Source organism: Amycolatopsis cynarae (assembly GCF_026802195.1).
Taxonomy (GTDB): domain Bacteria; phylum Actinomycetota; class Actinomycetes; order Mycobacteriales; family Pseudonocardiaceae; genus Amycolatopsis_E; species Amycolatopsis_E rhizosphaerae.
Map to the genome: position 1 here is coordinate 5,243,452 of NZ_CP113836.1, position 24,703 is coordinate 5,268,154.

22 protein-coding genes are annotated in these 24,703 nt (G+C 70.7%); 4 read left to right on the forward strand and 18 right to left on the reverse strand.

The features are described 5' to 3' along the window. Window positions 1–24: 24 nt before the first annotated feature. The 6 genes from ORV05_RS25075 to ORV05_RS25100 form a co-directional block, all read right to left on the reverse strand. On the reverse strand, window positions 25–582 hold the full coding sequence (locus ORV05_RS25075; protein WP_326938083.1) for a DUF3558 domain-containing protein: 558 nt from the start codon (window positions 580–582) through the stop codon (window positions 25–27). 37 nt (window positions 583–619) lie between these two features. Then, the gene (locus ORV05_RS25080) at window positions 620–1,063 is read right to left on the reverse strand and encodes a hypothetical protein (RefSeq protein WP_268754458.1); all 444 of its coding nucleotides are present in this window, start codon (window positions 1,061–1,063) and stop codon (window positions 620–622) included. A 122-nt stretch (window positions 1,064–1,185) separates the two neighbouring features. Then, window positions 1,186–3,474, reverse strand: coding sequence for a xanthine dehydrogenase subunit D (pucD, locus tag ORV05_RS25085; protein WP_268754459.1), 2,289 nt, complete (start codon window positions 3,472–3,474; stop codon window positions 1,186–1,188). After that, a complete protein-coding gene (locus ORV05_RS25090; RefSeq protein ID WP_268754460.1) occupies window positions 3,471–4,802 on the reverse strand; it encodes an 8-oxoguanine deaminase in 1,332 nt (443 codons plus the stop codon). Before ORV05_RS25090 ends, pucD begins: the two co-directional genes overlap by 4 nt. Continuing rightward, window positions 4,799–5,257, reverse strand: a complete 459-nt coding sequence (locus ORV05_RS25095; protein WP_268754461.1) for a (2Fe-2S)-binding protein — start codon at window positions 5,255–5,257, stop codon at window positions 4,799–4,801. The genes ORV05_RS25090 and ORV05_RS25095 overlap by 4 nt, the downstream gene beginning before the upstream one ends. Then, window positions 5,248–6,111, reverse strand: a complete 864-nt coding sequence (locus tag ORV05_RS25100; RefSeq protein WP_268754462.1) for an FAD binding domain-containing protein — start codon at window positions 6,109–6,111, stop codon at window positions 5,248–5,250. Before ORV05_RS25100 ends, ORV05_RS25095 begins: the two co-directional genes overlap by 10 nt. Before the next feature lie 336 nt (window positions 6,112–6,447). Here ORV05_RS25100 and ORV05_RS25105 point away from each other — a divergent pair, with 336 nt between their 5' ends. Then, window positions 6,448–7,896 carry a PucR family transcriptional regulator gene (locus ORV05_RS25105; RefSeq protein ID WP_268754463.1) on the forward strand — a complete coding sequence of 483 codons (1,449 nt, stop codon included), beginning with the start codon at window positions 6,448–6,450 and terminating at the stop codon, window positions 7,894–7,896. A gap of 50 nt (window positions 7,897–7,946) precedes the next feature. Here the strand turns inward: ORV05_RS25105 and ORV05_RS25110 are convergent, their stop codons facing one another. From ORV05_RS25110 to aceB, 3 genes are all read right to left on the reverse strand, one after another. Then, window positions 7,947–8,396, reverse strand: coding sequence for a hypothetical protein (locus ORV05_RS25110; RefSeq protein WP_268754464.1), 450 nt, complete (start codon window positions 8,394–8,396; stop codon window positions 7,947–7,949). A 63-nt stretch (window positions 8,397–8,459) separates the two neighbouring features. Further along, a complete protein-coding gene (locus ORV05_RS25115) occupies window positions 8,460–9,665 on the reverse strand; it encodes a DUF6986 family protein (RefSeq protein ID WP_268754465.1) in 1,206 nt (401 codons plus the stop codon). A 1-nt stretch (window position 9,666) separates the two neighbouring features. Continuing rightward, window positions 9,667–11,250 carry a malate synthase A gene (aceB, locus tag ORV05_RS25120; protein WP_268754466.1) on the reverse strand — a complete coding sequence of 528 codons (1,584 nt, stop codon included), beginning with the start codon at window positions 11,248–11,250 and terminating at the stop codon, window positions 9,667–9,669. A 107-nt stretch (window positions 11,251–11,357) separates the two neighbouring features. Here aceB and ORV05_RS25125 point away from each other — a divergent pair, with 107 nt between their 5' ends. Continuing rightward, window positions 11,358–12,155 carry an IclR family transcriptional regulator gene (locus tag ORV05_RS25125; RefSeq protein ID WP_268754467.1) on the forward strand — a complete coding sequence of 266 codons (798 nt, stop codon included), beginning with the start codon at window positions 11,358–11,360 and terminating at the stop codon, window positions 12,153–12,155. A 9-nt stretch (window positions 12,156–12,164) separates the two neighbouring features. On the opposite strand, the gene ORV05_RS25130 is transcribed toward ORV05_RS25125, so the two are convergent. The 7 genes from ORV05_RS25130 to ftsY all read right to left on the reverse strand — a co-directional run bounded on the left by ORV05_RS25130 (window position 12,165) and on the right by ftsY (window position 17,781). Then, a complete protein-coding gene (locus tag ORV05_RS25130) occupies window positions 12,165–12,488 on the reverse strand; it encodes a DUF4333 domain-containing protein (RefSeq protein ID WP_268754468.1) in 324 nt (107 codons plus the stop codon). 58 nt (window positions 12,489–12,546) lie between these two features. Beyond that, a complete protein-coding gene (locus ORV05_RS25135; RefSeq protein WP_268754469.1) occupies window positions 12,547–13,263 on the reverse strand; it encodes a hypothetical protein in 717 nt (238 codons plus the stop codon). Beyond that, a complete protein-coding gene (locus tag ORV05_RS25140; protein ID WP_268754470.1) occupies window positions 13,260–13,775 on the reverse strand; it encodes a YbaB/EbfC family nucleoid-associated protein in 516 nt (171 codons plus the stop codon). Before ORV05_RS25140 ends, ORV05_RS25135 begins: the two co-directional genes overlap by 4 nt. Then, window positions 13,772–14,266 (reverse strand): hypothetical protein, encoded by a 495-nt coding sequence (locus ORV05_RS25145; protein ID WP_268754471.1) that lies wholly within the window; start codon window positions 14,264–14,266, stop codon window positions 13,772–13,774. Before ORV05_RS25145 ends, ORV05_RS25140 begins: the two co-directional genes overlap by 4 nt. A 22-nt stretch (window positions 14,267–14,288) precedes the next feature. After that, on the reverse strand, window positions 14,289–15,725 hold the full coding sequence (locus ORV05_RS25150) for a putative T7SS-secreted protein (protein ID WP_268754472.1): 1,437 nt from the start codon (window positions 15,723–15,725) through the stop codon (window positions 14,289–14,291). Continuing rightward, a complete protein-coding gene (locus ORV05_RS25155) occupies window positions 15,725–16,264 on the reverse strand; it encodes a hypothetical protein (protein WP_268754473.1) in 540 nt (179 codons plus the stop codon). Before ORV05_RS25155 ends, ORV05_RS25150 begins: the two co-directional genes overlap by 1 nt. Window positions 16,265–16,389: 125 nt before the next feature. After that, window positions 16,390–17,781, reverse strand: coding sequence for a signal recognition particle-docking protein FtsY (gene ftsY / locus ORV05_RS25160; RefSeq protein WP_268754474.1), 1,392 nt, complete (start codon window positions 17,779–17,781; stop codon window positions 16,390–16,392). A gap of 137 nt (window positions 17,782–17,918) precedes the next feature. Between ftsY and ORV05_RS25165 the strand changes: the two genes are divergently transcribed. Both ORV05_RS25165 and ORV05_RS25170 read left to right on the forward strand, forming a co-directional pair. Beyond that, the gene (locus tag ORV05_RS25165) at window positions 17,919–19,103 is read left to right on the forward strand and encodes an anhydro-N-acetylmuramic acid kinase (RefSeq protein ID WP_268754475.1); all 1,185 of its coding nucleotides are present in this window, start codon (window positions 17,919–17,921) and stop codon (window positions 19,101–19,103) included. Window positions 19,104–19,112: 9 nt separating this feature from the next. Further along, window positions 19,113–20,660, forward strand: a complete 1,548-nt coding sequence (locus ORV05_RS25170) for a sodium:solute symporter (protein WP_268754476.1) — start codon at window positions 19,113–19,115, stop codon at window positions 20,658–20,660. Window positions 20,661–20,807: 147 nt separating this feature from the next. Here the strand turns inward: ORV05_RS25170 and ORV05_RS25175 are convergent, their stop codons facing one another. Together ORV05_RS25175 and ORV05_RS25180 are read right to left on the reverse strand one after the other, a co-directional pair. Beyond that, window positions 20,808–21,848 (reverse strand): fatty acid desaturase family protein, encoded by a 1,041-nt coding sequence (locus ORV05_RS25175; RefSeq protein WP_407652798.1) that lies wholly within the window; start codon window positions 21,846–21,848, stop codon window positions 20,808–20,810. Window positions 21,849–21,956: 108 nt separating this feature from the next. Continuing rightward, entirely contained in the window at window positions 21,957–24,557 is a 2,601-nt protein-coding gene (locus tag ORV05_RS25180) for a glycoside hydrolase family 172 protein (RefSeq protein ID WP_268754478.1), read from the reverse strand. Window positions 24,558–24,703: the final 146 nt, after the last annotated feature.

The window sequence follows — 24,703 nt, forward strand, 5'->3', positions numbered from 1 at the left end:
CTCCCACCCACGACCAAAGGCTCATTACGCCGCCGCTTTCAGATTGCTCAGCACTTTCCCTGCGATATCTACGGCCGCATCACAGGGATTCATCTTGCGGTACCGGTTGCTGCCGACCACAAAACCGACGTCATAAGCGAGGGTGTCGGTGACTCCAACCGCAACATGGCAATCTGTAACCGGTGACGATTCGGTCGAGTTGTAGGCAAGCGCCGGGTAGCCGCCAACCTGCAGGACCTGACGGTAGGCGTCTCCCTGCTGTTGATCGTAGACTTGACTTACGCCGCCGGATACATTAGTCATGTAGCCAACCCCTACAATTGCACCTGTTGACGTTTTTTGCCAATGACATACAGGGCCCGTAGCATCGTCGGCATGTTCCGGCGCAGGAGCCTCGCCAAGCAACTGCGCGAGCTGACCACTGGTTAGTGCACCATCACAGGGATGTTTGGCCATCGCGGACACTGGGAGAGGATTCGTCACCTTCGACGAAGAGGAAACGCTCGAGTTCGGTGCAACCACTGAAGCAGAACTCGACGGTGTACCAGCGACAGTATGTGGCGAACAGCCTTGGAGTAGCACTAGACCAAAAACTCCGGTAGCTACACCAGGAACCTTGTCATCCGTAAGCCCCCTCGCCCGTGCGCTGCACGGTCCCGGCCGCCTCTTCGTCGGCCTCCACCGTATCTCCAAGCGCCTTCTGCATCTTATCGGTGATCGTATTCAAGTATGCTATCTGCCGCCGTAAGTGCCCCACGTAGTATTGCCCGCCCTTGTTCACACTGGCAGTAGCAGCCACACTGGCAGGATCAAAGGCTGGCGGACGTACATTCGCCAGTCGAGGAGCACTTTCCTGCGCCTTGGTGATCTCGTTCAGCAGGTTCTGGGCACGCTTGAGCGTGTCTTCCATCTCCTCGCGGTTCATGCTGATCACGCCCGCCGAGCCGCTGCCACCGGCCGTGCCCCCCGGCGCCCCACCCGCGAACGCCTGGCCCCAGTTGGCCTTGACCGCCGTGCTCTGTTCTCCGGTCACCACGAACTTGACGTCGTCCCACCAGCTCATGCCGTCCCCCTGACGAAAGCTCCGACTGGGGTTAAAGGGTACTGACCGCAGCAAGGCGCGGTGGGCAGAACACGGAAAGTCACCACTGCGGCCCCGGCCGCAGTGGTGTGGACAACCGCGGCTCAGGTCCCGGTGATGTGCTCGGGGCGCACCGGGACGCGGGTGAGCGCCCGGCCGGTGGCGGCGCGGACCGCCGCGACGATCGCCGGAGTGGACGAGATGGTGGGCGGCTCCCCGACTCCCCGCAAACCGTAGGGTGCGTTCGGGTCGGCCTCCTCGAGCACGTCGATCCTCATCGGCGGCATGTCGAGCACGGTCGGGATGAGGTAGTCGGTGAACGAGGGGTTGCGGATCCGGCCGCCGGAGATCTGGATCTCCTCCATCACCGCGAGCCCGAGTCCCTGCGCGGAACCGCCCTGGATCTGGCCCAGCACCGCCTGCGGGTTGAGCGCCTTGCCGACGTCCTGGGCGCAGTCGAGCGAAACCACCTTTACCAGGCCGAGTTCGACGTCGACGTCCACCACCGCGCGGTGTGCGGCAAAACCGTACTGCACGTGCGCGTTGCCCGCCCCGGTCTCCGGGTCGAGCGCTTCGGTGGGCCGGTGCCGCCACTCGACGGTCTCGTCGAGTTCGCCGGAACCGAGCAGGTCCACCAGATCGGCCACCACGCCGTCCTCTGTGGACAGCAGTTTGCCGCCGGCGAGGCTGAACCGCCCGGCGCGGCCGAAGCGGCTTTCGGCATGGCGGAACAGCGCCGAGCGCACGGCCACGCAGGCGGCCCGCACCGCCCCGCCGGTCACGTAGGTCTGGCGCGAGGCCGACGTGGACCCCGCGTTGCCGATCGTGGTGTCCATCGGCAGGATCGTGACCCGCTCGACACCGAGTTCGGTCCGCACGATCTGGCCCAGCACCGTCACCAGGCCCTGCCCCACCTCGCACGCCGCCGTCTGCACCGTCGCCGCGGCCTCACCCCCCACCACGCCCAACCGGACCCGGGCGGTGGAGTAGTCGTCGAAACCTTCGGAAAAGCAGATGTTCTTGATGCCGACGCCGTAGCCGACCCCGCGCACCACTCCCTCGCCGTGCGTGGTGTTCGAGACCCCGCCGGGCAGGGTGCGCAGATCGCGCTCCCCCACCGGTTCCGGCGGGAGCGGCAGGTTCTCCAGCCGCCGCAGCAGTTCCGCCACCGGGGCAGGCGAATCCACGGCCTGGCCGGTGGGCAGCACCGATCCTTCGCGCATCGCGTTGCGCAGGCGCACTTCCACCGGATCGAGCCCGCAGGCCTGCGCGAGCCTGTCCATTTGCGACTCGTAGGCGAACGCGGCCTGCACCGCGCCGAACCCCCGCATCGCACCGCAGGGCGGGTTGTTGGTGTAGGTGCCCCAGCAGTCGATCACCACGTTCGGCACCTCGTACGGCCCCACCCCGAGGGTCGCGGCATTGGCCACCACCGCCGGAGTGGACGACGCATACGCCCCGCCGTCGAGATAGATCTTCGCCTTGACGTAGACGAGCCGTCCGTCCCGGTCCGCGCCGTGCTCGTAGTGCAGCCTCGCCGGGTGCCGGTGCACGTGACCGTAGAACGATTCTTCGCGGTTGTAGACCATTTTCACCGGTTTCCCGGTGTGCAGGGCGAGCAGGCAGGCGTGGACCTGGATGGACAGGTCCTCCCGGCCGCCGAACGCCCCACCGACACCGGCCAGCGTCAGGCGCACCTTCTCCTCGGGCAGCCCGAGCGCGGCCACGATCTGCCGCCGGTCGACGTGCAGCCACTGGGTGGCCACGAACAGGTCCACCCCGCCGTCCTCCGCCGGGATCGCCAGTCCCGATTCCGGCCCGAGGAACGCCTGGTCCTGCATGCCGACCTCGTACGATCCGGTGACGACCACCTCGGCGTGCGCCCCGGGGTCGCCGCAGCGGATCGGCACGTACCGCACCACGTTCCCACCCGGATGCAGTTCCGGTCCTTCCCCGGCGACCGCGCGCTCGGGATCGGTGACGGGCTCGGCGACCTCGTAGCCCACGCGGATGCGGGCCAGCGCCCTTCGCGCCGTTTCCGGGTGGTCGGCCGCCACCAGCGCCACCGGTTCGCCCTGGTAGCGCACGACGTCCTCGGCCAGCACCGGCTGGTCGGGGTGTTCCAGTCCGTACCGGTTGAGCCCCGGCACGTCCCGGTGCGTCAGCACGGCGTGGACCCCGGGCAGTGCCAGGGCCTCGCCGAGGTCGATCCCGGTGATGCGGGCGGACGGGTGCGGGCTGCGCAGGGTCGCCCCCCACAGCATGTCCTCGTGCCAGAGATCGGAGGAGTAGGCGAACTCGCCGCTGACCTTGGCCACCCCGTCCGGACGGCGAGGGCTGCCGCCGATCCCGGTGCCGGTGCCCGCCGTGACCGCGGTTTCCGACGTGGTCATCGCAACCTCCTGCTCGCCGCGGCCAGTTCAACGGCTAGCGCCCGCTCGTCCGTGGTGCGCAACCGCCCGCCCTCCACCACCGTTTCGCCGCCCACCATCAGCAGTTTCACCGGCGGGGTGGCGCCGAGGACCAGCGCCGCCACGGGATCCTCGATCCCGGCGTAGGCCAGGCCGGACAGCTCCCACACCACGAGGTCGGCCAGCTTGCCGGGCTCGAGTGAGCCGAGTTCGCCGTCCCGCCCCAGGCACCGAGCGCCGCCCGTGGTGCCCATCCACAGCGCTTCGCGCACGGTCAGCGCCGTGGGGCCGCCGCGCTGCCGGGCCTGCAGCAGCGCCTGGTGCAGTTCCTCCCCGAGCCCCCCGGACTCGTTCGAGGCCGCACCGTCCACGCCGAGCCCGACCGGCGCGCCCGCGTCGAGCAGATCCCGCACCGGAGCGATCCCGGTGCCGAGCCGCCCGTTGGAGGTCGGGCAGTGCGCGGAGCCGGTCCGCGTCGCGCCGAACCGGCGGATCGCCTCCGGTGCCAGGTGCACCGAGTGGGCCAGCCAGACGTCCTCACCGAGCCAGCCGAGCGCCTCGGCGTATTCGGCCGGGGTGCAGCCGAACTCGGCCAGGCACTGCTGTTCCTCGTCCAGGGTTTCGGCCAGGTGGGTGTGCAGCCGGACGCCCTTGCGGCGCGCCAGTTCCGCCGCTTCCCTCATCAGCTTCTCGGTCACCGAAAACGGGGAGCACGGCCCGACCGCGATCCGGATCCGGGCCCCCGGCGACGGGTCGTGATAGGCGTCGATGGCCGCTTCTGTGCCGAGGAGCGCGGCCTCGGTGTCCTCGACGAGGTTGTCCGGAGGCAGCCCGCCGTCGGCGACACCGCGGTCCATCGAGCCGCGCACGAGGTGGGCCCGCAGCCCGACCCGCTCGGACGCGGCCACGAGCGCCGCGATCTGGTCACCCCCGTCGCGGGGGAAGACGTAGTGGTGGTCGGCGACGGTGGTGCACCCCGTCAGCGCCAGCCTGGCGAATCCCGCGCTGGCCGCGGTGTGCGTGATCCCGGCGTCGAGCCCGCCCCACACCGGGTACAGCTCGACCAGCCACTGGAACAGGGTCGAATCGGCGGCGAGCCCGCGGGTGGCCCACTGGTAGAGGTGGTGGTGCGTGTTCACCAGCCCCGGCGTGACGAGGCAACCGCTCGCGTCGATGGTCACGTCCCCCTCGCCGGGGCCGTCCCCGACCGCCACGATCCGGTCACCCTCGACCACGACGTGTCCCGCGGCGTACTCGGTGCCCCGGGCGTCGACGGTGGCGACGGCCGCGCCGTTGATCACCGTCCTCATCGCTTCGCCGCCGTCCGGACCGCTTCGAGGATCTTCTCGTAACCGGTGCAGCGGCACAGGTTCCCGGCCAGTGCTTCGCGGATCTCCTCGTCGGTCGGGTCGGGCACGCGCGCGAGCAGGTCGTGGGCGGCGACGACTAATCCCGGCGTGCAGAACCCGCACTGCACCGCCCCGGCATCCACAAAGCACCGCTGCACCGGGTGGAGCGCGCCGTCGTCGGCGAGGCCCTCCACGGTGCGCACGCCGCGGCCCTCCGCCTGACCGGCCGCGACCAGGCAGGCGCACACCGGCACGTCGTCGAGGTACACCGTGCAGGAACCGCATTCCCCCTGCTCGCAGGCGTTCTTGGCGCCGGGGAGGCCGAGGCGCTCCCGCAGCAGGTACAGCAGGCTCTCCCCCTCCCACACGCCGTCGGCCTCGCGGGCCTGTCCGTTCACGGTCACGTTCACGCGCATGCCTGTCCCCGTTCCACGATGTCCTGCCAAGCCCAGGTCAGGCTCCGCCGTGCCAGCACGGCCAGCGCGTGCCGCCGGTAGGCCGCGGTGCCGCGGACGTCGTCGATCGGCTCGGCCGCGGCGGCGACCAGTTCGCCGAAGCGCCGTTTCACCGAATCCCGCAGCGGGACCGGCGCGTCCCAGGGCAGTTCGCCGGTGAGGAACTCCTCCGCCGTGGGTACCCGGCGCGGTGTGGGAGCGGCCGAACCGATCGCCGCTCCCACCCGGCCCGGCTCGAGGGCGAGCGCGAACGAGCACACCGCGATCACCATCGCGTTGCGGGTGCCGACCTTGGCGAACTGCTGAGGACCCGCCGCGGGCGGCAGGTGCACGGCCGTGATGAGCTCGTCCTCGGCGAGGGCATTGCGCTTGACGCCGAGATAGAACTCCTCCGCCGGAATCAGCCGGGTCCCGCGCACCGAGGCGGCCTCGATCCGGGCTCCGGTGGCCAGCAGCACCGGATGCGTGTCCCCGGCCGGGGACGCGGCGCCGAGGTTTCCCCCGACCGTGCCCCGGTTGCGGATCTGGGGCGAGCCGACGGTGCGGGCGGCCAGGGCCAGCCCGGGCAGCCGCTCCCCCAGCTCGGTGATCAGCCGGGTGTAGGGCACCGCGGCGCCGAGCCGGATGCCCTCGCCGGAGGTGGACCACTCGGCCAGCTCACCGATCCCGCCCAGGTCGAGCAGCGCGGCCGGACGGCGGCGGTCGAAGTTGAGCTCGACCATCACGTCGGTCCCGCCCGCGAGGGGAAGCGCATCCGGGCGTCCGGCCTTGAGGGCCAGCGCTTCGGCCAGCGTCGAGGGTCGCAGGAAGTCCACGTGGCCAGTAGACCGCCCGCGCGCCGGGGCGGCAACGGCACCGGACGACGAACCCGCAGGCCCCGCCCGCCCGCCGTTCGTACTTTCCCACAACTCGGGTGACAACCAGGAAAACCGGCCGTGAGGGGACCCCTCACAGCAACCCACAGCCCCCTTTTTTGCCGGCCCGTCACCCCCGTTGGAGGGGCTGGGGCGAGCCGTGAAGGGTCCCCGGTCAAATCGACTGTGAAGGGACCCTTCACGGCCAACGCCCGACCGGGTGCCGGGGTGGGGGCGGCTGTGGGGGGCGTCACGGCGCGGGCCTGTGGGGGGCGGAAAAGTATGATCGCCGGTGTCATGACCCTGGTGAAAACCCTGCTGGACATCCCGGAGCTGCGCCTGCGGCTGCGGACCGGGTCCGCCCTGCTCGACCGCGAGGTCAGCCGCATCTACGTCACCGAACTCCCCGACCCGAGCCGCTACGTCTCGGCGGGCGAGGTGGTGCTCACCGGCCTGCTCTGGTGGCGCAGCCCCGGCGACGCCGAGCCGTTCGTCTCCGCGCTCGCCAAGGCGGGAGTGGCCGCACTGGCGGCCTCCGGAGCGGACACCGGCGGGATTCCCGAGGACGTGCTGACCTCCTGCGCGCGCCACCGCATCCCGCTGATCGAGGTCCCCGCGGACTTGTCGTTCGCGGTGGTCACCGAACGGGTGGTGCTGGCGCTGGCCGCCGGCCGGGGCCGCGAACCCGGTGGCGCGCGCAAGCGGCTGCTGTCCGCGGCCGGCGCCCCGCTCCCCGACCTGCTGCGCCAGGGTGCCGAGGAACTCGGCACGGCCTGCTGGGTCGTGTCCGCCACCGGCCGCCTCGTCGCCGGGACCGCTCCGGCGCCGCCCGAGGCCACCTGGTTCGTGCCGGGACGGGACGCGGCCGTGCACGGCGGCTTCACCCTGCTGCCGGTCGGCGGCCGGTTCGCCGTGCCGTGGGTGCTCGCCGTTCGCGGGACCGAGCCCGGGGAACTCGCCGAGGAACTGGCCGGGCTGCTCGGCCTCGCCCGGGCGCGGGCCGACCAGGTCCGTCGTTCCGACAACCGGATGGCGGAACCGCTGTTCCAGGCGCTGGAGACCGGCACGGGCGACGTGGTGTCCGCGGCCGTCGCGGCCGGGCTGCGCGAACCGGCCCGGGTGGTCCTCCTCCGCACTCCCGGCGAGGAGACCGGTCTCGACTCCGAACTCCTCGCCGAGCTGGTCGAACCGGCCGCCGCGGTTCCGGCCGGGCGGATCGGCCGGGACGCCTGCGCGCTCGTCCCCGACGACGAGCACTGGCCGGAGGACTGGACGGGGCGCACCCGCGCCGCTCTGTCGAATGTGGACAGTGTGATCGGCTTTTCCCGGGCCTTCGTCGGTCTCGGCGGCCCGGTCGCCCTGGACGGTCTCGGCGGCGCTGTCCAGGAAGCACGCTACGCCCTCGAACTCGCCGCGCGGCGCGGCGAACGGATCTCCGTGGTGGCGGGTGCCGACATCCCCGTCCACCGGTTGCTCGTCGCGGGCACCCCCGACGAACTGCGCCGCAGCGTGCGGGACCGGATTCTCGGTCCGCTCCTGGCCTACGACACGGCGCAGGGCACCGATCTGGTCCGGACCGTGCGCCTCTACCTGGAATGCTCCAGCTCCCCGACGGCGGCGGCGAAGGCGCTGCACGTCCACGTCAACACCCTGCGCTACCGGATCGCGCGCGCCTCCGAACTGCTGGGCGCGGACCTCACCGACTTCGCCACCCAGGTCGACGTCTACCTCGCCCTCCAGGCATGAAACGGGCCCCCCGGCCCACGCCGGAGAGCCCGTTTCGCCGACCGGAAACGTCAGATGGAGTACTCGACGTTCGCCAGGCCGATGTTCATGCTCTTCACCCGGATCTCGACCATGGACAGGGTGTTGCGCGGCCAGGAGATGTAACCCGAGTTGCTCTTGCCGCAGCCGATGGACTGCCAGTTGTCCGGGTTGGCGGCCTTGCCCATCCGCGCCTCGACGCAGGCGTACTGCTGGGTCCCCGGCTGGGCGCTCCAGGTGATCTTGATCCGGCCCGGCCAGTTGGCGGTGTTCGGCGAGGTGTAGGAGCACACCTTCGACCCCTCGGTCCAGTGCCCGGGCAGGCCGCTCACCCGGCCGGTGCAGAGGGAGGACACCGCCTCGCTCTGCCCGGCCGTCGCCACCATGACGCCCGCGGACATCACCGGCACGGCCAGCACGGCCCCCAGCGCGGCCAAAAAACGCCTGACACGAATACGAGACAGTTTGTTTGTTGTTGACATGATCAGGAACCTACCGCCGAAGGTCTGAACCACACCTCGGCCATTCGGACGAATGCCCTCACACTAACGGGTGATAGCGCGCCGTCGGTAGGCGTCAAGACGGGCCCGCGGCAACGGCATCTCACCCTCGTCGAGGGCACCGCAGTCGAGCCCCCGGCACAGGAAGGCCGCCAGGGCCTGGGCCGTGGCCGGCTCGTCGAGCACACCGCTGTCGGCCGCCTCGGCGTAGTCGCGCAGCCGCACCGCGGCGGCGGGCAGGCCCTCGCGGAAGAAGCCGTAGGTCGCGGCATAGCGGGTCGGCAGTTGATGCGGATGCAGGTCCCATCCCTGGTAGAAACCGCGTTCCAGGGAACGTCTCACGAGCCCGAGGTGCTCGCGCCAGGCTTCGGCCACCGCCTCCCCGACCGGCAGCCGGTTGGTCGACCCGTCCGACAGCCGCACCCCCGTTCCGGCGGCGCCGACCTGCATGACCGCCTTCGCGAAATCGGCGGCCGGATGCGCCATGCTCTGGTATGCGGCGGCGATGCCGAGACCGGCGCTGTAGTCATAGGTGCCGTAGTGCAGTCCGCTGCACCGGCCGCGGGCCGCGGTGACGATCCGGGCCACCGCGACCGTGCCATCGGCGTCCACAATGGACTGCGAGGTCTCGATCTGCACCTCGAAGCGCAACCGGCCCTCCGGCAGGCCGTATGCCCGCTCCAGCTCGGCGAGCACGTCCGCCGCGACCGAAACCTGTTCGACCGCGGTGACCTTCGGCAGGGTCACCACGAACCCGTCCGGCAGCGGACCGGTCTCCAGCAGCCCGGCCAGGAACAGGTCGAGCGTGCGGATGCCCCGCCGCCGGGTGGCCTGTTCGAAACTCTTGAACCGGATACCGCAGAAGGGGGTCGCACCGGCCGTGCGGGCCAAGGTCCGGCCGCAGGCCAAGGCCGCCGCGTCCTCTTCTTCGTCCCCGGGATGCCCGTAGCCGTCCTCGAAGTCGACCCGCAGATCCTCGATCGGTTCCGTCTCCAGCTTGCGGGCCACGCGGACGGCGAGTTCCGGGGCCAGGCCCAGCTCGCCGCCCCGGTCGGCGAAGATCTTCCCGGCCCGCTCGCCCCAGTCGGCGACCAGGCCCGGCCCGTACGCGCTCGCCGGCACGTACACGGTGTGCACCGGTTGCCGTCCGGCCGGCTCCCCGGGATACCGGGCCGCGACGCGGGCGTCCACTTCGGACAGCCGCGCGTCGGCGGCGGCATAGGTCCGCTCGGTGAGCCGGCCGGACGCCATGTCAGGAGATCCGCTCGTAGGCGGGCAGGGTCAGGAAGTCGACGAACTGCTCGGCGAGCGCGACCTCCTCGAACAGCTCGACCGCCGGGGCGAGCAGCTCGCCCGGGATCTGGCCGTCCAGCTCCTTGCGCACCTCGTCGAGCACGGTGCGGACCAGCTCGCGGGTGACCTTCTCCCCGTTGTCCAGCTGCGTGCCGTTCTGGACCCACTGCCAGATCTGCGACCGCGAGATCTCGGCGGTCGCCGCGTCCTCCATCAGGTTGTGGATCGCGGCGGCACCGTTCCCGCCCAGCCAGGAGGCGATGTAGCGCACGCCGACGTCGACCGCGCCGCGCAGGCCGGCCTCGGTCGCCGCGCCCTCCGTGGCCGCCACGTTGAGCAGCTGGTCCGCGGTCACCCGCACCTCGTCACGGGTCCGGTCGAGCTGGTTCGGCTTGTCGCCGAGCACCTTGTCGAACTCCTCGCGGCAGATGCCGACCATGCCGGGGTGCGCCACCCAGGAACCGTCGAACCCGTCACCGGCCTCGCGGGCCTTGTCGTCCCGGACCTTGGCGAAGGCCTTCTCGTTGACCTCCGGGTCCTTGCTCGGGATGAACGCGGCCATGCCGCCGACGGCGAACGCGCCGCGCTTGTGGCAGGTGCGCACCAGCAGTTCGGTGTAGGCCCGCATGAACGGCGCCGTCATCGTGACGCTGTTGCGGTCCGGCAGCACGAACTTCTCGCCCGCGTCACGGAAGTACTTGATGATGCTGAACAGGTAGTCCCAGCGGCCCGCGTTGAGGCCCGAGGCGTGCTCACGCAGTTCGTAGAGGATCTCTTCCATCTCGAAGGCCGCCGGGATGGTCTCGATCAGCACGGTGGCGCGGATGGTGCCGTGCTCGATGCCCAGGCGTCGCTCCGCGTAGGTGAACACGTCGTTCCACAGGCGCGCCTCGAGGTGGCTCTCCATCTTCGGCAGGTAGAAGTACGGGCCCTTGCCGGAGTCGAGCAGCGCCTGGGCGTTGTGGAAGAAGTAGAGACCGAAGTCGACCAGGGCGCCGACGCCCTTGCGGCCACCGAAGGTGATGTTGCGCTCGTCGAGGTGCCAGCCGCGGGGGCGGACCACGATCGTGGCGAGCTCGATGTCGTCCCGCAGGGCGTAGTGCTTGCCGCCCGAGTCGAGTTCGATGGTGCCGCGGATGGCGTCGGACAAGTTGATCTGCCCGCCGACCACGTTGTGCCAGTGCGGGGTGTTGGCGTCCTCGAAGTCGGCCAGCCAGACCTTCGCGCCGGAGTTCAGCGCGTTGATGGTCATCTTGCGGTCGGTCGGGCCGGTGATCTCCACGCGGCGGTCCCGCAGCGCGGCGGGTGCACCCGCGACCTGCCACTCCGACTCACGGACTTCCTTCGTCTCGGGCAGGAAGTCCAGCCTGCCGGTGCGCTTGGCCTCCTCGCGGCGCTTGCCCCTGGCCTCGAGCAGGGCATCCCGGCGCGCCGCGAAGTTGTCGTGCAAGCCGGCCAGAAACTCCAGCGCCTCCGGGGTGAGGATCTCGGCACCACGCTCGACCGGGCCGCCGAGCACAGAGACTTCGGAGACTTCAGACATGCTGCAACACTCCATGTTGATCGGTGGAAAAGACGGATGTACGGACTGCTTTTTCTACATCCCGGAGTATAGTTTCTGCATAGCGGAAGCTCAACGCGAGGAGATCCGTGGCTGACGACAGCGACACGAGCACTACCGCGAAGGCATCCCGCGACGGCGGTGTGCAGTCCCTCCGGCGCGCCTTCGAACTACTGGAGCACCTCGCCGACACCGGCGGCGAGGCGAGCTTGTCGGAACTGGCCGCCAGTTCCGGGCTGCCGATGCCCACCATCCACCGGCTGATCCGCACCCTGGTGGCGCTGGGGTACGTGCGGCAGAACAGCAACCGGCGCTACGCGCTGGGCGCGCGCCTCATCCGCCTGGGGGAAAACGCGAGCATGCAGTTCGGCACCTGGGCGCGGCCGCTGCTCGCGGAACTGGTGGAAGAGGTCGGCGAGACGGCCAACCTCGCGGTACTGGAACGCGACGAGGTGGTCTACGTATCGCAGGTCCCCTCGAAGCATTCGATGCGGATGTTCACCGAGGTGGGCCGCAGGCTGCTGCCGCACGGCACCGGGGTGGGCAAGGCGATCCTCTCGCAACTGCCCGCCGACGAGGTCCGCGCACTGCTGAAGCGCACCGGCATGCCCGCCTACACCGCGCACACGCTCACCGATCCGGACGAGATGCTGGCCCAGCTCGACAAGATCGCGGCCCAGGGCTACGCCGTCGACGAAAGCGAGCAGGAGCTCGGCGTGCGGTGCGTGGCCGTCCCGCTGACCGGCACGCCCGCACCGGCCGCCATCTCCGTCTCGGGTCCCGAAGGCCGCCTCACCAAGGAGGCCGTGTCCCGCATCGCGCCCGCCGTGCAGCGCATCGCCGCCACCCTTTCGGCCCACCTGGCCGGGGAGGACCTGAGCGCCTGAGCGCGGGTATCAGCGCATCGGCTGCCGATCGACCTGGGCCTGGTAGTGCGCCTTGCCGTTCTCGTAGGAGGTGACGGTCGCGGTGAGGCCGTAGCGGACGGATCCGGCGGTCAGCACGCACCGCGCCGTCTCCCCGGCCTTCGCCTTGATCGCACCAGGGCACTCCACGGCGTCGGGCCGCTGCCCCACGGACTTCTGCAGCGCGTCGGCGATGCCCTGTTCCAGTGACGTCTTCGAGATCGTCGCCCCGCCCCCCTGCACGGACGCCGAGCAGGCGGTGACCAGCGCCAGGGCCGCACCAACGACGATCAGCGAGAGGGCACGAGTTGTCACGATGGGCTCCTGATTCCGTTGAGCGGTGGCGATGGCAGTGGTGGTGCGGGCCTGGCCCCTACGCCCAGACCGACGCCGGAATGAGATCGAGAAGGTCGCAGCGGAGGTCCAGCGCGGGCACGAGCTCGGCCGGGTCCCGGTGATCATCGATGATGTCGTGCAGGTCGAAGTGGTCACCGTAGACGGCGAATCCGGTCACCTGCCGCGGGGCGTTCATCAGGAAGTTCACCACCTGCGGGGTGAGCACGGCCCGCGCGAACGGCTCGCTCTCGGTGGTGATCTCGAACCGCTCGTCGAACCCGGGATGGCCGAGCTGCATGTCCCGCTGGCCGATCGCGGACCGGATCCTGCTCTGCGCCCGGATCACCTGACGCACCGTGAGCGGGGGCCGCCCCTCTGGGAGACGCATCCACACCGCGCCGGTGGGGAACCGCTGCCCCTTGTGCCGGACATCGAACTCGGCGATCAGGAACGGCCGTCCCCGGTGCACGCCCGTGATCACGTGGCGCGCGCCGAGGGCCTCCGGGGGAGCCACCAACGGCTCCAGCGGGTTGCGCAGTTTGAAAGCGGGCTGGGCGTTGAACACGTCGGCGTAGGAGTCGTTGCGCTCCTCGTAGATCCACCCGCGTTTCGGCAGCTCGTCCCGCAGCCGCGCGAGGATTGCCTGCTCGTCCCGGCCGTTCGACCGGTTGATCGCGAGCACCATCCAGGTGATCCCCGCCGCCATCAGCAGCGTTCCCCCGACCGCGATCGCGATGACCGCTCCGGCACTCACCGCGCCGACCCGCCCCCGAGCACGTTGAAGTCGTCGAAGTAGCCGTCCTCGTAAACCGGTTCGGGGCGCGTGCGAGGCGTGGTGCCGACCGGGGACGGACCGGTCCGCGGCACCGGGCCCGGGTCCGGGTCCGCCGGACGCTGGTCGCCGAACAGCCGCTCGTCGGTGTCGAGGACCCGGTCGAGCAGTTCGGTGTCGCCGAGGCCGCGTCGCACCACCTCGGCCTGCCGCCGTGCGGCGGCGGCGCGGGCGGCGGCGATCGTCTGCATCACCGAGGCGGCCAGCGCCTGCGGGGCGATGCCTCGGATCTGATCGCCGAACCGGACCTCCTTGACCTCGCCCCCGGGCCCGGCGACGACCGTCACCGCCCCGTCGGGCGAGCCGGCTTGCGCCGTCACGTCCTTGAGCTCGCTCGCCATCTGACGGTAGGTCTCGGCGCGACGCCGGTTGTCCGCGGCGGCGGTGTCGATCGCCTCGATGCGCCGCAGCAACTGCTCGGCGTACCCGCTCATGAATTCCCTTCCTCGGGCCGGATGGTCGAAAGGAACTGCTGGAAGTCGCCGACGACCTCCTGGTACTGCTCGGCCAGCGCGCTCAGCACGATCTGCAGCACCGCGTACCGGCTCGGGTCGCGGGTGTCGTGCATGCCGAGGAACACCTGCAACTGCACAAGCTGCTCGGGCCGGTTGTTCAGCAGGAGCGTCATCCGGACGGCCTGGGTCAGCCCGGGCACCTGTTCCGAGCCCGACTCCTTGCGCTTGCCGATCTCGACGTCCGGCGCACCCCGGCGCAACCGCTCGACGGCCTCGTCGGCCAGCCGGGTGAGCGGCACGTTCGCCTCGTGGAGCTCGCCGGAAATCGTGATGTTGGGGGTGAAGCCCTTCAGGGCAGGCGGCCGCAGCGCGACGAAGGCGGCCTCACCCGCATCGACCTGGTCCGGCGGCACCGACCGCCAGCCCGCGGGCAGCGAGAACTGGATCGGCACCGGAAGCGCGGTTACCACACCTTCTCCGTCTCCGTTGTCATCAGAACAGGCCGCCGACCAAATCGCCCACGGCCTTGGCGGCATTCCCGAGGCCGTCGCCGACGGCATCGGCCGCTTCGGCGACGCCGTGGCCGACATCCGACGCGAACTCGCCGACGTCGTTCGCCACGTCCTTCACCGTATCGACGACCTCGCCCGGGTCGACGGCGAAGTCGAAGCCGATCTTGCCGCCGACACCGAGACCGAGCCCGACCGATGCGCCGACGTGGAACTTGCCGTCGTCGCCCATGCCGAACTGGCCGCTCGCCTCCGCGCCGACACCGGCCCACGCCTCACCGTGCACACCGGCGCTGACACCGGCCACCTCAGCACTGGCCTCACCCTCGACCTTCGCCCCGGCGAACGCCTCCGCGCCGCCCTGGATCCCGGTCCAGCCGACGTTGCCTTCGGCGCTGGCCTTGGCACCGATCAGGCCCTCGGCCGAGCCGGACACCCCGGCGTGCTGACCCCACTTGACCTCGCCCTCGGCACTGCCCTTCGCGAGGTAGGCCTCCGCGCTCGCGGAACCGCTCACGCCCAGGGCACTGACGGTCGCGCTCGCCTTCGCGTCCGCCCCGAGCACCGAGCCTTCGAGCTTCCCGGTGCCGGACCACGACCCGTCCTTGAACTCGCCTTCGACACCGCCGTCCAGCAGGGACACCCCGGCCGAGGCCGCGTAGGTCTTCTCGCCGATGTCGAAGCCGAGCGCCTTGAGCGTCTCCCCGATCTTGTCGTGGAGCATCCCATCGGACTGCTCGTCGCCCCACTGAGCCTGGTAGCTCTTGCCGCCCTTGCCCTTCTGCCAGCCGCCCGGGTCGGTCCACTCGCCCTTTTCCGGGTCCCACTTCGACTTCCGCCGCCGGTCGGCGCCGAACTCGTACCCGTCGCCGATGTCCTTCTTGTAGCCGCCTTCGCCGTCGGACTTCATGCCGAATGCCTGCGCCACCTCGCCGCCGACGGCCGCCAGCTTGTCGCGCGCGTTGGCCAGGACGCTCTGCGCTTCCTGGGCGAGTCCGGTACCGGGATCCTGGAACGGCGCGAGGAACTGCCCGGCGGCGGAGGCCTGCGTGGCCTGCGCGTCGTACTGCTGGGCGGCGACGCGGGACGCGGCCTGGGCCTGCGTGTACATCTCGATGGCGCGCTGGGCCTCCGCCTGCGCCCACGTCAGCACGTCCCCGTAGTCGGCGAGCGACTGGCCGCCCCGGCCGAGCAGGTCGACCGTGTCGAACCACTTCGGCGGCTCCTGCCCGAACGCCTCGCGGAACGCGTTCGCCCCCTCGCCGGTCCACTGGCCGGGGTCGACGCCCGTCAGGCCGTCGCCGGCGGCACCGATCCGGTCGATGTTCGCGACCAGCTCACGCAGGTCGCCCGCGATCAGTTCCGGTTCGCCGGGGATCAGGTCCCTCGGGTCGGTGGTCTGCCCGAGCTCGGCACCCATCAGAACACCATCCCGTTGTCGTCCCCGGGATTCAGCCTGCTGGAGATGTCGTCTTGCGGGGACAGTTGCCGCGAGCGCCCGGGGCTCATGATCCCGGCCGTGCCGTCGCCGCCGGTGCCGGCACCCGCGTTCTTGAGCGGACCGGTCCAGCCGCCGCCGACCATGCCGCCGTCGGCCTGGCCGCCGCCGATCCGCGACTCCCAACCGCCCTGCACCATGCCGGGGTTGTCGAAGGCGCCGCCACCGTCGATCAGGTCGCCGACCCCGCCGATCGCCCTGCCGGCTTCCGAGTCGCGCTCGACGTACTGCACGGCGGCCTTCTTCAGGCCCTCGCCGTGCTCCTCCGCCTTCGCGTGCAGTTGCTCGACGCGGCCGCGCATGTCCTCGACGAATTGCGCCCAGCCCCGCTGCACGCCCGCGTGCCCGTAATCGCCGCTCGGGCCACGCCAGGCGAGGCCGAGTACGCCTCCGACGACGTCAGCGATGGTGTTCGCGGTCTCGCGCAGCTCGTCCGGTATCGCACCGAACCCAGCCGTCATGACGAAATCCCCCAGGGCAAGTCCGATCCGAGCGCCGCGGTGTCCCGCGGCGCCGGGTCAGACTGCCGAACGGCTGTGGCGTTTGAAGGTGTTTTGCCCTTTTCTCACCCTTGTGGGTGATCAACTCAGCCGAGCAGGGCGTCCACGAAGGCCGCGGGTTCGAACGGTGCGAGGTCGTCCGGGCCCTCCCCGAGCCCGACCAGCTTGACCGGAACGCCGAGTTCACGCTGGACCTGGAAGACGATGCCGCCCTTGGCGGTGCCGTCGAGCTTGGTCAGCACGATGCCGGTCACGTCGACCACCTCGCCGAACACGCGCGCCTGGGCCAGGCCGTTCTGCCCGGTGGTGGCGTCGAGCACGAGCAGCACCTCGTCGATCTTGGCCTGCTTTTCCACCACCCGCTTGACCTTGCCGAGTTCGTCCATCAGGCCGGTCTTGGTGTGCAGCCGGCCCGCGGTGTCGATCAGCACCGCGTCCACCCCGGTCTCGACCCCCCGCTTGACCGCGTCGAACGCGACCGCCGCCGGATCGCCGCCCTCCTTGCCGCGGACCACCTCCGCGCCGACCCGCTCCGCCCAGGTCTGCAGCTGGTCGGCGGCGGCGGCGCGGAAGGTGTCGGCCGCGCCGAGCAGCACCTGGCTGCCCTGCCCGACCAGCACGCGCGCGAGCTTGCCGGTGGTGGTGGTCTTGCCGGTGCCGTTGACCCCGGCGATCAGCACGACCGCCGGCTGCTTCCGTCCGTCCACGGTGTGCGGCAGGGCTCTCACGGCTCGTCCGGCCTCGGTGGTGAGCGTGTCGGTGAGCACGTCGTGCAGCACGGCGCGGGCCTCACCCGAGGTGCGCACGGCGCGGCTGCTCAGTTCCGCCCGCAGGCGTTCCACGATCTCGGCCGTGGTGGCGGCACCCAGGTCGGCCACCAGCAGCGTGTCCTCGACGTCCTGCCACGAGTCCTCGTCCAGGTCCCCGGCGCCGAGCAGGCCCAGCAGGCTCTGGCCCAGCACCGAGCGCGACTTCGACAGCCGTCCCCGCAGCCGTTCGAGCCGCCCGGTGGTCGGTGCGATCTCCTCCCGGGGCGCGGGCACCTCGGGGGCCGCCGGAACAGCGGGGGCTTCGGGGGCTTCGGCTTCCGGCCTGGCGGTCTCGGTTTCGGGCACGACCGGGGTCTCGGGCTCGGTGACGGTCGCCGCCTCCGCATCCGGCAGGACCACGTCGACGATGCCACGCCGGGGCGCGTCCCTCGGGACGGAAGCGTCGTCGCCGACGCCGGGCTGGCCGTCGACCTCGGTGCGCTCACCGGCGGGGTGCGGTGGGGCTGTCGCCTGTTCACCACCAGGCGCCAGGGCGATACCGCCGCCCGCCTGGTAGCCACCGCCTCTCGGCTTGATCTCACCCTTCGGCGGCTCGGGCCTGCGCAGGCTGATCCGGCGCCGCCGCGCCACGGTCAGGCCCGTGACCAGCGCGATCGCCAGCAGTACCGCGACTACCAGGAGGATCCAAAACCACAGGTTGGGTGTCACATCGCCATCCTCGCATCCGCCTTCCGACCGGCGGGAACGCCCCGCCCCCGGATGCGTCCAAGGACCGGAAAACTATTCGGACAAGTTCTCACCCGATGCCTTGCATCCTGGTCAGTAAAGGACTAGACCACTCGCTCATGACCATGCGCGTGATGGGGCTCATCTCCGGCACGTCGATCGACGGGATCGACGTGGCGGTTGCCGAGCTGTCCCGGCACAGGGAGGAAATCCGCCTCACCCCGCTGGGCGCGCTCGAGGTCGCCTACCCCGAGGACCTCCGCTCCGCACTGCTCGCCGCGCTCCCGCCCGCCCCCGCCAGCGCCGAGTTGCTGACCCGGCTCGACACCCGGGTCGGCCAGGCCTTCGCCGAGGCCGCGCGGCAGGGCCTCGACCACGCCGGGCCCGCCGCCCTCGTCGCCTCGCTCGGCCAGACCATCTACCACTGGGTGGAAGATGGCCGGGCACTCGGCACCCTCCAGCTCGGGCAGCCCGCTTGGATCGCCGAGCGCACCGGCCTGCCCGTAGTGTCCGACCTGCGGGCCCGCGACGTGGCGGCGGGCGGCCACGGCGCCCCGCTGGCCAGCACCCTGGACCGCCTGTGGCTGCGCTCGCTGGCCGAATCGGACGGCAGGCCCGCGGTGGCCCTCAACATCGGCGGGATCGCCAACATCACCGTCGTCCACCCCGACGGCACCACGATCGCCTACGACACCGGGCCCGGCAACGCCCTGCTCGACCTCGCGGCGCGGCGTACGACCGGGCAGCCGAGCGACCTCGACGGCGCCCTGGCCGCCCGGGGCACCGTCCGCGAGGACCTGCTCGCCCGGCTGCTCGCCGAGCCCTACTACGCGGCCGAGCCCCCCAAGTCCACCGGCAAGGAACTGTTCCACGCCGGTTACCTCGACGACCTCGGCGACCCCGGCACCGAACCTGCCGACCTGCTCGCCACCCTCACCGCGCTGACCGCCCACACGATCGCCGACGCCTGCCTGAAGCACGGCGCCGGTACCGTGGTCGCTTCCGGCGGCGGCGTGGAAAACCCGGCGCTGATGCGGGCCCTCGACGCCCGCCTGCCCGGTGTCCGGCTGCTGACCAGCGACGAACTCGGTCTGCCCCGGGCGTCGAAGGAGGCGTACCTGACCGCCCTGCTCGGCTGGCTGACCTGGCACGGCCTGCCCGCCAACGTGCCAGGCGCCACCGGGGCACGCGGCCCCCGCCTGCTGGGCAGCATCACGCCCGGTGACGGTCCCCTGACCCTGCCCCGTCCCCACGCCGGACCCGTCACCCGCCTGCGGGTCGACCGCGGTTCGCCCGAAGAGTAGGAGAAACAGATGCATCCCGCTGATCTGGCCATCATCGTGGTCTATCTGGCGGCCATGCCCGCCATCGGCGTGCTCGTCGGGCGCAAGCAGAAGTCGGCCGCCGACTACTTCATCGGCGAGCGCAGCCTGCCGTGGTGGGCCGTGTGCTTCTCGATCGTGGCCACCGAGACCTCGACCCTCACCGTGATCAGCACCCCCGGCCTGATCTGGGCGGCCTCCGGCAACTACAACGGCTTCACCTACCTGCAGTTGCCGTTCGGCTACATCCTCGGCCGCACGCTGGTGTCGTTCGTGCTGCTGCCCCGCTACTTCAAGGGCAAGCAGTCCACCGCGTACGCGTTCCTCGGGGAGCGGTTCGGCCCGGCCATGCAGGGCGTGTCCTCGATCGCGTTCATCGTCACGCGGCTGCTCGCCGAGGGTGTCCGGCTGTTCGCGGGCGCCATCCCGATCCAGCTGATCCTCTCCCACTACGGGCTGCACACCCAGTACTGGCAGATCGTGGTCGCGCTGACCGCACTGACGGTGGTCTACGCGCTCGTCGGCGGGATCAAGGCGGTGGTGTGGGTGGACGTCATCCAGCTGACGGTCTACGTCGGCGGCGCGATCATCGCCATGATCGTGCTGGCCACGAAGCTGCCCGCGGGCTGGACCTCGAAGGCCGCCGACGCGGGCGTGTTCAAGCTGTTCGATTTCGACTTCTCCGGCCTGCACCTGCTGACCAGCCAGTACGCCTTCCTGACCGCGGTGGCGGGCGGGGCGATCTTCACCATGGCCTCGCACGGTGCCGACCAGCTGATCGTGCAGCGGTTCCTCGCCTGCCGCAGCGTCGCGGACGGGCGCAAGGCCCTCATCGGCAGCGGGATCGCGGTCACCCTCCAGTTCGCGCTGTTCCTCATGGTCGGCGCGATGCTGTGGGCGCACAACGGGTTCCGCAACCTCAAGCAGCTCGGGGTCAAGAGCGACGACATCTTCACCAACTTCATCACCAGCGAACTGCCGGTCGGCATGGCCGGGCTGCTCATCGCCGCGATCCTCGCCTCCACCATGGGGGCGCTGGCCTCGGCGCTCAACGCCCTGTCGAACTCCACCGTCGCCGACCTGTACCAGCGGTTCACCAAGCGGAAGCCGGAGGACTCGAAGCTGCTGCGGCACGGCCGGATCTGGACGCTGGTGTGGGCGGTGGTGTTCGCGATCTTCGGTTCGGCGTTCAGCAGCCGCAACAACCCGGTCATCGAACAGGGCCTGTCCATCACCGGCTACACCTACGGCGCGATGCTGGGCGCGTTCTTCCTCGGCATGTGGGTCAAGCGGGCACGCCAGCTCGACGCGATCATCGCGTTCGTGGTGACCGTCGCGGCGATGGCGGTGGTGGTGCTCGCGGTGAAGATCCCGCCCGCCCCCGGCGCCAAGCCGGTGGGCCTGGCCTTCCCCTGGTACACGCTGCTCGGTGTGCTGATCACCCTGGTGGTCGGCGGCGCGCTGTCGCTGCGGCACCGCAGCGCCGACCCGAGGATCGGCGCCGAGCCGGAACCGGCCCCGGAACCGGCCGGTTCCTGACCTGCTCGGCCCCGGTTGCGCAGGCACCGCTACGTAAGCTGCTCCGCAACAGGCCTATCAGTGCGTGAAGCGGCGGAGCCGCTTGCTGCGGGCCGTCAGCTTGCACCGCCGCGGGTTCTGAGGCGGTTCCTGGCGAGGACCGCACTGCTACCCAAGCCGCTCCGTTATGGATTTCGCCCGCAAGGGGGCGCTGACCGCGTGCAGGTGCCGCAGCACCTGCAGGTAGGAGCTGAAGGCGCTGGACTGGTGGTAGGGCAGTCCCAGACGGCGGCAGAAATCCTCCACCAGCGGCTGCGCGCGCCGCAGGTTCGCGCGCGGCATGCTGGGGAACAGGTGGTGCTCGATCTGGTAGTTCAGGCCGCCCAGCGCGAAGTCGGTGATCCGCCCGCCCCGCACGTTGCGCGAGGTGAGCACCTGCTTGCGCAGGTGGTCCAGCTTCTCGCCCGCCTTCAGCGTCGGCATGCCCTTGTGGTTCGGCGCGAACGAGCAGCCCATGTACAGCCCCCACAGCCCCTGGTGCACCGCGATGAACGCCAGCGCCTGAAGCGGCGTCAGCACCAGGAACACCGCGGCGAGGTAACCGGCGAAGTGCGCGGCGAGCAGCACCGCTTCGAGCCGGCGGGCCTTGACGCGGCCGCGGAGGACGGCCACCGCGCTGGAGTTGTGCAGGCTGAGCCCTTCCAGCAGGAGCAGCGGGAAGAACAGGAAGGCCTGGTACTTGGTCATCCAGCGAGAGAATCCGCGCTTGTCCGCGGCCTGCTGCTCGGTGAACGCGAGCACCGCGATGTCGAGATCGGGGTCGTCTTCCTCGTGGTTGGGGTAGGCGTGGTGGCGGTTGTGCTTGCTCACCCACCACGCGAAGCTCATCCCCACGAGTGCCCCGAGCAAATAGCCCGCGACGTCGTTGGCGCGCCGCCCGGCGAAGACCTGCTTGTGCCCGGCATCGTGTCCGAGGAAGGCCAGCTGCGCGTAGACGAGCGCGAAGAACGCGCCGGTCAGCAGGTTCCACCAGGAAGCCCCGACGAGGGCGAAGGCGACCCAGCCGAGGACGAACAGGGTGGCGTTGAGCGCGAGCTTCCAGGCGTAGTCACCGGGGCGCCGCCGGAGCAGGCCCCGTTCCTTCACGGCACGCATCAGTTCGGCGAAATCGCTTCCACGGCGGACGAAGCTGTACGTCAATTCAGTGATCACCGGTTACCGGTCGGGGACGCGGAGGTCGCCGATCCGATCGGCCGGTTTGTTCCGTTCGTCCGAGTGGGCTCCTGATGCGGCCACGGTACCCCAGGAGGTTTGCGGTCAGTCGGCGGGTGGCGCCGCCGCACCTACCTGTGAGTAGATCGTGTACCGCGCGCTCGACCAGGACGGTGCCCCGCCGATCGGTTCGATCCTCACCTGCACGGCCTGCTTCCCCGCGGTCGCCCAGGCCGGCACGTCGAAAGCGTCTTCCAGCCAGCGCGAGAACGCGTTGCCCAGCGGCTGGTACCACTCGCCGACCAGCCGGTCGTCGACGTAGACGTTCGCCTGCTGGAAGGGCAGGGCCTGATCGGAGGTCCGGCGCAGGCGCAGCCCCCGGTTACCCGGGTCGGTCTTCGCGGTGAAGCGGATCGTGCCGGTGGCGTAGGTGACGCCACCGGTCACCGGCGTCCGGTCGCCCTTGCCCTCGAAGGTGGAGGTCAGTGTGGTGCGCGTCTCCCCTTCGGCGGAGTACCCGTGCGTGGCGCGGCTGCCGTCGTCGGCCAGGTCCACCGTGTCGCCGCTCCGCAGCGACAGGTCCGCCTGCCCGTACCAGTAGGCGGTGGAGCTGTACTCCGCGGGCATCGACGAGCGGTCGCCGTGTTCGATGTCGAACTCCACACCGTCGCCGAAGGGGACGGCGTCGGCGATCATCAGCCGGTAGGCGCCGAGGCAGACGTACTGGCAGCCGTCGGCCGCCGTTTCGTGCCCGACCATACCGGCCTGCGGCATCGCGTACGGCACGCCTTCGACGGCCCCGTCGCGGGCGTCCTGGAAGTACCAGCCGGACTCGTAGAAGTCCTCCGAACCGGTGCCGTACATCGCCGGACTCGCCGAGCCGTCCGGGTACATCCGCTCGTCGCCTTCGAGGTAGTTCAGCTGCGAGACCGGCCCCGGCGGGATGTGCCCGCGCATGGTCGTGGTGACCCCGTAGAACAGGCCGCGGCCCGAGGCGTTCAGGAAGGACCAGTCCTGGCCGTCCACCGTGTCGCCCCGGCGTGCGGTGGCGTGGAAGTAGCCGAGCGCACCGCTGCGCAGGCCGTCCACAACGGACGGATCGGGAGCGGAGGTCACGGCGAGCCGCCCGTCGCCGATCGCCACCCCCGAACCGTTCACCAGTTCCACCGTGGCCTCCCGCGCGTAGGGCATGGGCCACCAGGACGTGAAGGCGCCGTCTTCGGCGGTGTCGATGGAATGCAGGAGTGTGCGGGAGGCGTACTTCCCGAGGCCGGAACCGAAGAACTCGCCGACCGGGGCGTCCACCGTCGTCCTGCCGTCGAAGGTGATCCGCAGCCGCAGCCCCGCCAGTACCGCCGCCGAGGCGGCGACCCGGTCCGCGGGCACGGGATAGCGGAACCAGCGCAGGCCCGCCCAGGTGGCGCCGGTGATCCGGTAGCCGTGCACGGCCTCGTCACTGACGTGGTTCGGCCCGACGTCCATGACGTCCGTGCGCACCCACTGGCCGCCGATCCTGCTGTGGATCTCGTAGCGGAACTCGTTGAAGTCCACGTCGGAGGAGACGAAGGTGTTCGTCAGGCGCAGGCTCGACCGCCCGGCGGTCATCGACGCCGGGATCTCGATGGTCTGGTCGGCCCAGGTGCCCGGCGCGGCCGCGCCCGGCGCCCAGTCCCCCGCCTGCCGCCCGTCCACGGCCAGGCTCGCCCGCTGGTTCCCGATTCCCGCGTCGTACCTCCTGGTCACCCGCACCCCCTGGTTGCCGGGGGCGATGGCCGCGGTGAACTCGCTGCGGCCCGGCCCGAAGGCGCGGCCGTCGTCGTACACCGCCGGGGCGGCGCTCACCTGGGGCAACCGCAGCTCAAGCCGGGTCAACTGCCGGGCACCCCCGGTCACCGGCAGGCTCAGCGAGGCCCCGGGAGCCAGCGCCACCCCACTGTCCTGTGTGGATGCTCGCGGTGCGGGCGGTTTCGGATCACGGATCCCGTACCCGCGCAGGCGGGCGAGCACGTCGAGCGCCTGGTCGCTGGGATCGAAGGTGTGTACCCCGGTCGCGTCGGCGAACTGGCGGTAGGTCACGTGGTAGAAGTGCGGATTGTTCTGCGTGGTGATCCGCATCGAATTCGTGTACGGCATCGGGACCTTGATCACCGATCCGCCCATGGTGTCGGCCGGATTTCCCACCAGCGGCCAGACGAACGGCGCGCCCTTCCGCCCGTCGACGATGTCCTGCAACGATCCCTGCAACACGACACGGCCGTCGAGTTCCACCGTGATGCCGCCGATCGCGGCCACCGAATCCGCGGCATAGGTGAACCACATCGAGGAGATTTCCCCGGCGCCGTGCGCTTCGGCGATCACGCATTCACCGCCGGGCTCGTGCCGCAGGCACGAATAGGTGCCGTTGAAGCCGTCGTCGTTGCCGCCGGTGCGGTCGAAGCTGGAGAACTGCTTCACCTGCTCCCCCGGCCGCAGCCGCGCCAGGCCCGACAGCGACCGGTAGGTCTCCCAGCCGACCGGCCCCTTGTCCGCCCCGGCGGCGACAGTGGCGCTGTCGGCGCTGTCGGCGCTGTCGGAGCCGTCGGGACTGTCGGAACCGCGGGCCACGGCGGGCATCGCCGCCGTGAGCCCCGCGACGAGCAGCAGCCCGAGGGCGACCAGGCTCGGCCTTCGCCAGTTTTCCGGCATGACAAAGGAAGGCTTCGGCATGGGAAGGGCTCCTGGCTCGACACGGGTAATCGATTGCCGAGCCAGTAAAGGCCACCCTGGGCCGGGCTGTCCATCGGCCACGCGAGTGGTTCGGACAACCACCCGGCCCGGGGAACCGGAGGAGACCGGGACGGGTGAAACCGAGC